The 9670-nt window shown below is 68.6% G+C and carries 7 protein-coding genes and 2 pseudogenes; all 9 read left to right on the top strand.

The window, feature by feature from the left end; translation table 11 throughout:
- Positions 1–1189: DUF3375 domain-containing protein (locus AC2VOK_RS01245; protein ID WP_428898854.1), on the top strand; the 1189-nt coding region annotated here is incomplete at its 5' end.
- Positions 1190–1202: 13 nt separating this feature from the next.
- Positions 1203–1781, top strand: coding sequence for a DUF4194 domain-containing protein (locus AC2VOK_RS01240; RefSeq protein WP_428898853.1), 579 nt, complete (start codon positions 1203–1205; stop codon positions 1779–1781).
- Entirely contained in the window at positions 1774–5172 is a 3399-nt protein-coding gene (locus AC2VOK_RS01235) for an ATP-binding protein (RefSeq protein WP_428898852.1), read from the top strand. Before AC2VOK_RS01240 ends, AC2VOK_RS01235 begins: the two co-directional genes overlap by 8 nt.
- Positions 5173–5176: 4 nt before the next feature.
- Positions 5177–5245 (top strand): annotated as a pseudogene (locus AC2VOK_RS01230) (16S rRNA (guanine(966)-N(2))-methyltransferase RsmD); the annotation flags it as partial.
- A 1-nt stretch (position 5246) separates the two neighbouring features.
- Positions 5247–6404 (top strand): Wadjet anti-phage system protein JetD domain-containing protein, encoded by a 1158-nt coding sequence (locus tag AC2VOK_RS01225; protein WP_428898851.1) that lies wholly within the window; start codon positions 5247–5249, stop codon positions 6402–6404.
- 95 nt (positions 6405–6499) lie between these two features.
- Positions 6500–7669: a cation:proton antiporter gene (locus tag AC2VOK_RS01220; RefSeq protein WP_428898850.1), complete on the top strand. Its 1170-nt coding sequence runs from the start codon at positions 6500–6502 to the stop codon at positions 7667–7669.
- A gap of 174 nt (positions 7670–7843) precedes the next feature.
- Entirely contained in the window at positions 7844–8842 is a 999-nt protein-coding gene (locus AC2VOK_RS01215; protein WP_428898849.1) for an Acg family FMN-binding oxidoreductase, read from the top strand.
- A gap of 8 nt (positions 8843–8850) precedes the next feature.
- Positions 8851–9414, top strand: coding sequence for an Rv1733c family protein (locus AC2VOK_RS01210; RefSeq protein WP_428898848.1), 564 nt, complete (start codon positions 8851–8853; stop codon positions 9412–9414).
- Positions 9411–9670: pseudogene (locus AC2VOK_RS01205) on the top strand (4Fe-4S dicluster domain-containing protein); the annotation flags it as partial. The gene AC2VOK_RS01210 and the pseudogene AC2VOK_RS01205, both read left to right, overlap by 4 nt.

The following is a 9670-nucleotide window of genomic DNA, read 5'->3' as shown; positions in this document are numbered from 1 at the left end:
CACCGACGCCGCGTATCTGCGGCGGTTCTATCCGCCCGGCGACGACGAAGTGCACTACGAGGTCACCCCGGCGTTCGAGAAGGCCTACGCGTGGGTGATGAGCCTGCAGGGCAGATCTTTCGTGGGGACCGAATCCAGGCTGCACACCGTCGTCGAGCTACTGCGACAGATCGTGCACGGCACCGAAGTCGAACCCCAGGTCCGGTTGGCCGAACTGCGTCGCCGTCGTGACGAGCTCGACGCCGAGATCGCGGCCGTCGAATCCGGCGTCGTCACCATGCTGGACGCGACCGGGGTCCGCGACCGCTACCAGCAGCTGTCGGCGACCGCGCGGGAACTGCTCGCTGACTTCCGCGAGGTGGAAGAAAATTTTCGGCATCTCGACCGTGCCGCGCGAGAAAAGATCGCGGCATGGGATGGCTCCAAAGGCGAACTGCTCGCCGAGCTGGTCGGAAGCCGCTCCGAGATCGCCGGCTCGGACCAGGGGCGCAGCTTCGGAGCCTTCTACGACTACCTACTCTCCGAGACCCGCCAAACCGAACTCGCGGAGTTGCTCGCCAAGGTTTCGGCCCTCGACACGATCGAAGCCGATCACCGGATTCGCGGCATCCACCACGACTGGTCCGAGGCGGCCGATCGCGCGCAGCGCACAGTCCGCCAGATATCCGAACAACTGCGCCGCTTCCTCGACGACCAGGTCTGGCTGGAGAACCGGCGCGTTCTCGACCTGGTTCGCGCGGTGGAGGGCGTCGCCCTGGAGCTCCGGGACAACCCGCCGGCCTTCGGGCTGGAAGTCGATCAGCCGGGCATCGACATGGCGCTGCCGTTCGAGCGCCCGCTCTACCGAACGCCTGCGCCGGTAGCGGTCGAGAGCCACATTGCGGCGGCCACCGAAGAGGTCGACGCCGACCTGCTGTTCAGTCAGACCTTCGTCGACCAGGCGCGGCTGGTCGACATCGTCCGCAGCGTCCTGCCCGAGGGCTCGGTGGCGCTGTTGTCGGACATCATCGCGGCGCACCCCATCGAGCAGGGCGCGGCGGAGATCGTCGGTTACCTCGCCCTCGATGACGAAGACGTGACGGTCGACATGGACGACACCGCTGAGACGTTGCTGGAGTACTCCGACCCCGCCGACCCGGACATCACCAAGCGGGCGCGGCTGCCCACAGTGACGGTGAAGCGACGGTGAGAGTGAGGCGGCGATGAGCAGCGACCACGCGGTCGCCAGCGCGATCATCCGGCTGATGGCCGGTGTCGTCTACCGCGAATCCGACGAAGACACCTGGCTGACACTGGAACGGTTGGGCGCCGGTGTCCGAGACCATTTCGCCACCATCGGCGTCGACGTGGTCGTCGACGACGCCGAGGGCTATGCCTACCTTCGGTCCCGGCCCGAGGAAGACGGCGACGAGGCGCTGCCGCGCCTGGTGCGGCGGCGCGCACTGACCTACAACGTCAGCCTGCTGCTGGTGTTGCTGCGCAAGCGGCTCGTGGAGTTCGAAACGGCCGGTGGCGACGGCCGGCTGGTCCTGTCCACCGAGCAGATCGTGGAGATGCTGAGGCTTTTCCAGGCCGAGTCCAGCAACGACGCGCGCATCGTCGACCAGGCCGAGACGACGATCAACAAAGCGCGCGAACTCGGGTTCTTGCGGCAGCTTCGCGGTCAGCACGACCATTGGGAGGTGCGACGCATCCTCAAGGCCTACGTCGACGCCCAGACCTTGTCGGATTTCGCGGCGAAGCTGCGGGAGTATGCCGGAACGGTAGCCGCCGATGAGTGACGGATTGTTCTCGATGGTCGGGCTCGGTGACACCCGAAGGGCCGGCTACCGGCTCCAGTGCGCGGAAGTATTCAACTGGGGCACCTTCGACTCCCAGGTGTGGCGGTTCACTCCCGACACCGAGACGGCGCTGCTCACCGGGGATATCGGTTCGGGCAAATCGACGATCGTCGACGCGCTCACAACCTTGCTGATGCCGTCCCACAAGGCCGCCTACAACAAAGCCGCGGGTGCTGAGGCCAAGGAACGCACCCTGCGGTCCTACGTCGAGGGCCACTACAAGTCCGAGCGCAACGAGGCCACCGGACGGTCACGGGCCAAGGGCCTGCGCGAGAACAAGCGGACCTACTCCGTCGTCCTCGGGGTGTTCACCAACCACGGCTACGACGAGACGATCACGCTGGCCCAGGTCTTCCAACAGCGCGAAAGCACCGGGCAGCCCTACCGCTTCTTCGTCACCGCGACCAAAGCGCTCTCGATCGCAACGGATTTCGCCGACTTCGGCACCGACCTACGCGATCTTCGCAAGAGGCTGCGCGCGACCGGGACAGAGATCTTCGACGAATTCCCCAAATACGCGACCTCGATGCGCCGCCTGCTCGGAATCCGATCCGAGCAGGCGCTCGAGCTGTTCCACCAGACCGTGTCGATGAAGTCGGTCGGCAACCTCAACGACTTCGTGCGCGACCACATGCTCGAACCCAGTGACTCGACCGAGCGGGTGCGAGACATCATTGCCCACTTCGAAGACCTGACCAAGGCACACGACGCCGTCAAGCGCGCGCGAGAGCAACTGGAAGCGCTCGACCCCGTCGTGGTGACCGCGGCGAAGTACGATGCCGCACTCGCGCAGCGTGAGTCGCTGGAGCACGAGCGATCCGCCGTCCGGCTGTTCATCGCCGAGCTACGCTCGGGTCTGTTCGGCGACGAGATCGCCGCGCTGGAATCCGAGGGCTTGGGCCTGCTGAAAGAGCAGGACGCCGCCAAAGCCCACCAGCAGAAGCTCAAACACGAACACGACGCTCTCATCGAGGAGCGCGCCAAAGCCGGCGGGGACCGCATCGGCGAGTTGGAGCGACTCGCCGAGGAGGCCCGTGCGCAGGCCCAGAGCCGTCGTCATGCCCGGACCCGGTTCGACGTCGCGATCGCCGACGCCGAGCTGGAACCGGTTGCCTGCGCCGAGGACTTCGCGGCCCTGTCCGCTGTGGCCTCCACCGAGCGGTCGCGGCTCACCGCGGAGAAGGGAGCACTCGATGCGGACACGGTCGACGCGATCGGGCGGGAGAGGGAGCTCCAACGCCAGTGTGGCCTGATCTCTGAGGAGCTCGCGAGCTTGGAGCAGCGCACCAGCAACCTGCCCGTCGAGCAGGTCGAGGTTCGCGCGGAACTGTGTGCGGCCCTCGGGCTGACGCCCGACGACCTGCCCTATGCGGGCGAACTGCTCGACGTGACCGACGAGCACGCCCAGTGGCGCGGCGCTGCGGAGCGGGTGCTGCGCGGGTTCGCCCTCTCGCTGCTGGTACCGCAACAGCACTACGACGCTGTCGCCGGATGGGTGAACGGGCGCAGGCTCACGTTCCAGGCGCGCGGGGGCAAGCCGATCGGGGCCAAACTTGTCTACGAAAGGGTTGCCAGACAACGGGTTCGGTTGCAAGCGCCGGGGCACGAGGGGCTTTGGCTCGCCGACTGCATCGAGGTCAAGGACGGGCCGTTCCACCAGTACCTCACCGACGAGCTCACGAAGCGTGCCGACTACCGATGCGCGTCGGGCCTCGAGGAGTTCCGCGGTCAGCGGCGCGCCGTGACCCGCGAGGGCCAGGTGCGGTCCGGCGAGCGCCACGAGAAGGACGACCGGCACCGCGTCGACGATCCCCGCCGCTGGGTCCTCGGCTGGGCCAACGAGCGCAAGATTGCCGCGCTCGGCGAGGAGCTGGCCGGGCTACAGGACAAGCTCGCGACGGCGGCCGCCGAGCTGGCGAGGGTTGATGCGCAGCGGGATGCGGTGCAGGCAAAGCTGCACGCCCTCGCACGCCTCGAGGGCTACCACTCCTGGAACGACCTCGACGTCGATGAGGCCCAGGCGCGCGCAGACCACCACGACGCCGAACGCGTCCGGCTGCTGTCGGGCTCTTCGCGCCTGGAGGAGATCACGCGGGCGCTCGCCGACAACGACGAGCACGCCAAAGCCGTGGGGGAATCCATCGACAGGCTCACCGGCAGGATCGCGACCACGGCCGTGGCACAAAGGCAGGCCGAGCAGGGAAAGCAGCGCGATGACGCGTTTGTCGCAGCGCACCCAGAGCACGAGCTGGCGGTCGCTCGCGCGTCGTACGCCGCCCTCGACGAGCGCATCGGAAAGAGCCGCCCCGGTCGGGCGGTGGACTGCGCCGAGGCGGAGGTGGCGCTGTCGGCCGATCTGCATCGGCGCATCGAGCGCGTCGGCGGCCAACTCAACGGCTATGCGCTGAACCTGGGCCAGTACATGAGCGAGGTCTTGCGTCGGTGGCCCGAGCTTCGCGCGGACATGGACGCCAACGTCGATGCCCGGCAAGACTTTCTGGCGTTTCGCGATCGTGTCGCGACCGACGACCTCCCACGTTTCGAGGCCGAGTTCAAAGAGCAGCTCAACAAGAACGCCATCCAGGAGCTGGCGGGGTTCAACAACTGGCTCAATCGACAGGCGTCGGCCATCGACGAGCGGGTGGACCGGATCAACGAGGCGCTCGGCGCGGTGCCCTACAACCCGGGCCGCTACATCCGGCTGGAGAAGGAGCCCACCACGAACCAGGATGTCGCCCAGTTCCGTTCGGACCTGCGAAACCTGACCAACGACAGCCTCGCGGTCGACGGTGACCAGTACTCCGAACAACGCTTCGGAGATGTCAAGCGGATCATCGAGCGCTTCCGGGGCCGCGACGGCTACGCCGAATCCGACAAGAACTGGACCCGGCGCGTCACCGACGTGCGCAACTGGTTCGTCTTCTCCGCATCGGAGCGCGACGCCGAAACCGGCGACGAGTGGGAGCATTACAGCGATTCCGACGGCAAGTCCGGCGGCCAGAAGGAGAAGCTCGCCTACACGATCCTGGCGGCCTCCCTGGCGTACCAGTTCGGGCTGGAGTGGGGCGCCGAGCGATCCCGGGACTTCCGGTTCGCGGTCATCGACGAGGCATTCGGGCGCGGCTCGGACGTCTCGACCCGCTACGCGCTGGACCTTTTCGCGACGCTGGGCCTGCAACTTCTCATCGTCACCCCGCTGCAGAAGGTGCACGTCATCGAGCCTTACGTGAAGGCGATCGGCTTCGTCGACAACCCGAAGGGAACGTTCTCCCGACTTCAGACGATGACCATCGAGGAATACCGGACGCGGCGCGACGGACGGCGGTCGTGAGTGCCGCGCCGACGACGATGCAGTGGGGGCACCTCCCGCTTGCGGGGGACGAAGCGATGAGGAGGAGTGGCGCCATGAGCGCGACGTGGACCACGCCGCACGACATTGCCGCCAAGGTGAGACGACGGTGGGACGACGGATCGCTGCTGCGCGCCTACGCCAACGGCGATCCCTTCGCGCCGATCGACGTGCCGCTGCGCGGGCCCACACCGTCGCAGGTCGGTGACGACGTTGCCGCGGTCAGGGAGTGGGTTGTAGCACTTGACGAGGGCCGCCGCCAAAACAGTCGGTACAGCTTGCAGTGGCAATCGATTGGAGGCAGACGTATCGGCCGCAACCTACTGCCCGTTCGTGCGGTGGTGTCGTCGATCGAACAGGCCTGGGCGCTGCTCACAGTGACGGCCGCGGTACGTCGTTTCGACGATCTGCTTGCCCTGGCAGACTCGTATCCGCGGGTTCGCGAGTGGATCCTCGACCATCCGCATCGCGCGCTCGAACTGGCCGCCGAAATGCCCCAGCTGATCGCCGCCTACGTGTGGCTCGACGGCAACCGCGACTCACACAGGTACCTTCGCGAGATCAGTGCGCCCGGAGTCGACACCAAGTTCGCCGAGAGGTACCGGACGGTCCTGGCCGCGATGCTCGGAGTGCCGGCGACATCCTCCGGATTTCTTGCGGGCCTCGGTCTGAGGCCCAAGCCCGGGTTGGTACGGCTGCGACCCGCGCCGTCGCTGGGTCTGCCCGGTCAGCTCACGGAGTTCGCGGCGCGCTCCGAAGAATTGACACAGCTCAGCGTTGAACCACGGACGGTGGTCATCGTGGAGAACGAGATCAGCTATCTGAGCGTCGATGTCCCCGAAGACGGGATTGTGTTCTGGGGGAAGGGCTTCGAAATCGACAGCGTAGGTCGGCTGCGATGGCTGGCGGAGGCTGACATCCTCTACTGGGGAGACATCGACACCCACGGATTCGCCATTCTCGACCGCCTACGGGCGCGGCTCCCGCGGGCGCTCTCGGTGCTGATGGACCGGGACACGCTGCTGGCACACCGCGACCGTTGGGTGACCGAAGACCACCCTGCGAAGTCGGTCCTGACGCGACTGACGCCCGACGAATACGACCTGTATTCGGAATTGGTCGCAGACGGGCTGGGTGAGCGGGTGCGCCTCGAACAGGAGCGAATCGACTGGCAGTGGGTCGAGCAACGGCTGCCGCCGTCCGGCATGACTTGAGCGGTGACGACACCGTTCGCTGCGCGGCGCCCACCCATGCACAATGGCACCCGTGCTGACCGGGAACCCGGCCGTCGGGCCGAGAAAACACTGAGATGGCGGGGCTCGATTTCGGCACCCTGGCGCTGCTGAGCGCGGTGGGTTTCGTCGGCCCGGCGCTGGCCTCGCTGCCGCGTCTGCGGATTCCGGTGGTCATCGGTGAGCTGATGGCCGGCGTGGTGATCGGCAGGACCGGCTTCGGGCTCGTCGATGCCACCGACCCGACGTTTGCGCTGTTCGCCGACATCGGCTTCGCGTTGGTGATGTTTGTGGTGGGCGCCCACGTGCGGGTCCGCGGCGACCAGTTGCGGTCGATGCTGCCGGTGGCGTTCGCCCGGGTGGGCGCGGCAGGCGTAGTCGCGGTGGCCCTCGCGTTCGGGTTGGCGGCGGAGTTCGGCATCCACCACGCGGCGCTCTACGCGGTCCTGATGGCCTCGTCGTCGGCGGCACTGGCGTTGCCGGTGATCGACTCGCTGCGGTTGCGGGGGCCGGCGGTGCGGTCAGTGACCGCGCAGATCGCCATCGCCGACACCGCGTGTATCGTGCTGCTGCCGTTGGTGATCGACATCCGGCGCTTGCCGGAAGCGGCGGCAGGCGCGCTGGCGGTCACGGGCTGTGCCCTCGTGCTGTTCGCGGTGTTGCGCGCCATCGACCGCAGGGGCTGGCGCCGGCGCGTGCACGTCTATTCCGAGAAGCGCCGGTTCGCGCTGGAACTGCGGACCAACCTCGTTGTGTTGTTCGGGCTGGCGGCGCTGGCCGTGGGCACCCACGTGTCGATCCTGCTGGCGGGCTTCGCCCTCGGTCTGGTGATCGCCGTCGTCGGGGAACCGCACCGGTTGGCGCGTCAGCTCTTCGGCATCACCGAGGGATTCTTCAGCCCGCTGTTCTTCGTCTGGCTGGGCGCCTCGCTGCAGGTCCGTGAGCTGGGGTCGCAGCCGCGGTTCGTCGTGCTGGGACTATGCCTGGGCCTGGGCGCCGTGCTGGCCCACAGCGTGGGCAGGTTGCTCGGCCAGCCGCTGGCGCTCGGGGTGCTGTCGGCCGCGCAACTCGGCGTGCCGGTGGCCGCGGCCACCATCGGCACCCAGGAGCACCTGCTGGTCGCGGGCGAGGCGGCGGCCCTCATGCTCGGCGCGCTGCTCACGATCGCCGCCGCCACCGTCGCCGCCGCGCTGGCGGCACGCGGGCAGGCTGCGATCCCGACGACACCGCCCGCCGCCGGCGGCTGATCTGTAAGAAAGTCCGCAGGGATCCGTGACCGGCTGTTCGTCGCGGCCTTCCCCATGGCCTGACACACCGGGATTGGCACAAAGTCCCTCCGGTTAGAGCCGTCGTGCCCTCGTGCGGCCACGGGAATCGCGTGATCGTGAAGGTCAGATGTTCGACCCGAAGGGACAACCGCGATGAGCGCGCACTTTCCGGATGCCGGCACGATCCGGACCGTTCTGACACTGGCCTCCCGGGCGCCCTCGGTGCACAACACGCAACCGTGGGGGTGGCACGTCGACGAGGCGAGCCTGCATCTGTACGCCGACGAGAACCGCCAACTGCCCAACACCGACCCGGATGGCCGCGACCTGATCCTGAGTTGCGGTGCCGCGCTGCATCATTGCGCGGTCGCCTTCGCTGCGGTCGGTTGGCGCGCCAAGGTCACGCGGCTGCCCAATCCGGCGGACCCCCGCCACCTTGCCGCGATCGAGCTGTCGCGCCACCCCGCCGACGCCGTCGACATCGCACTCGCCGCGGCGATACCGCGCCGGCGCACCGACCGTCGTCACTACGGCTCCTGGCCGGTGCCGGTGGCCGACATCGCGCTGATGGCCGCGCGGGCGGCCCGCAACGGGGTGACGCTGTGTCAGGTCGAGGACATCGAGAAGCTGCACGAGATCGTGGCGCAATCCGTGGCGGATCACCGGAACCGTGAGTACATGGCCGAGCTGACCGCCTGGAGCGGGCGGTACGCCTCGGTGGCCGGCGTCCCGGCCCGCAACACGCCGGCGCCGGACCCGGCGTCGAAGATCCCTGGCCGGTTCTTCGCCGGCCCGTCGCTGCCGATGACGCCGGGCACCTCGCCGGCCGAGGACAAGGCGGTTGTGCTCGCGCTGGGCACCCGCGCCGACGACCGGATGTCCCAGCTGCGCGCCGGCGAAGCGACCAGTGCGGTCCTGCTCACCGCGACGTCGCTGGGACTGGCCAGTTGCCCGGTCACCGAACCGCTGGAGACCCCGGTTACCCGCGCGGAGGTCCGCGACGACATCTTCGGTGGCAGCGAACATCCGCAGATGCTGCTGCGGGTCGGCTGGGCGCCGATCAACGCCGACCCGCTGCCGGCCACCCCGCGGCGTGATCTCTCCGAGTTCGTCGACTGGGCCTTCGGCCCCGAGCCGAACGTCGTCGAATAGGCCGCCCGGTGGAGACGTTCACGTGGGATCCGCACCGGTGGCTGATCGTCCGTGTCCTTGGCCGCAACCCGTTGCTGCGGCCCTCCGACCGACTCGAGGCGCTGGTGGTGCTGGTCGCGATCGTCGCGGCGTTGGTCGCGGTGCCCGTTGCCGGTGTGGTGGGGGCGGCGACCTACGGGGCGCTTGACCGGTCCTACGCCCAGCAGGCCCGCGAACGGCACCCGGTGCGGGCGCAGGTCACCGACGCGCACCCCGCGGCCCTGGGTGTGGCGGTCGCGCAGGTGAGGTGGGCGGTGCCGGGCGGGGAGCAGCGTAGCGCCGCGCTGGGCCTGGCCGACCGGGTCAGACCCGGCGAGGCCGTCGACATCTGGGTGGACGCGGCCGGCAATCCGACGGCCCCACCGGCGCCGGCCTGGCATGCCCTGGGCGCGGCGGCCGGCGCCGTGGTGCTGACGTTGCTGACCGCGAGCGCCGCGCTGGCCCTGCTGTTGGCCGCCGTCGTCCATCAACTCGACCGGAGCCGCGAAGCCCGGTGGGAGCGGGACTTGAGAGTGCTGGTGATGGGCCGGTGAGCGGGCACGGCAAAGATCCCGGGGCCGCGGTCTTCGACGCGGCGGCGTTGCATCGCCTCGTCGAGGTCCTGATCGGCCGCGGGTATCGCGTCATCGGTCCGACGTTGCGCGACGACGCGATCGTGCTGGCCGAACTGGAATCGGCCGCCGACCTGCCGCGCGGCTGGGGTGTCGACGTGGGCCCGGGGCATTACCGGGTACGCCGGCGCGACGACGACGCGGCGTTCGGGCACTCCGCGGGCCCGCAGTCGTGGAA

It is taken from the genome of Mycobacterium sp. TH-M116 (assembly GCF_057473685.1).
Note: the sequence above shows the minus strand (reverse complement) of the source record. Positions and strands in the feature narration are given on the sequence as shown.

Coding starts and splice junctions, on each gene's coding strand:
- AC2VOK_RS01215 (WP_428898849.1), top strand. CDS start 7,844: ATGAGCGCGCACTTTCCGGATGCCGGCACGATCCGGACCGTTCTGACA.
- AC2VOK_RS01225 (WP_428898851.1), top strand. CDS start 5,247: ATGAGCGCGACGTGGACCACGCCGCACGACATTGCCGCCAAGGTGAGA.
- AC2VOK_RS01235 (WP_428898852.1), top strand. CDS start 1,774: ATGAGTGACGGATTGTTCTCGATGGTCGGGCTCGGTGACACCCGAAGG.
- AC2VOK_RS01220 (WP_428898850.1), top strand. CDS start 6,500: ATGGCGGGGCTCGATTTCGGCACCCTGGCGCTGCTGAGCGCGGTGGGT.
- AC2VOK_RS01240 (WP_428898853.1), top strand. CDS start 1,203: ATGAGCAGCGACCACGCGGTCGCCAGCGCGATCATCCGGCTGATGGCC.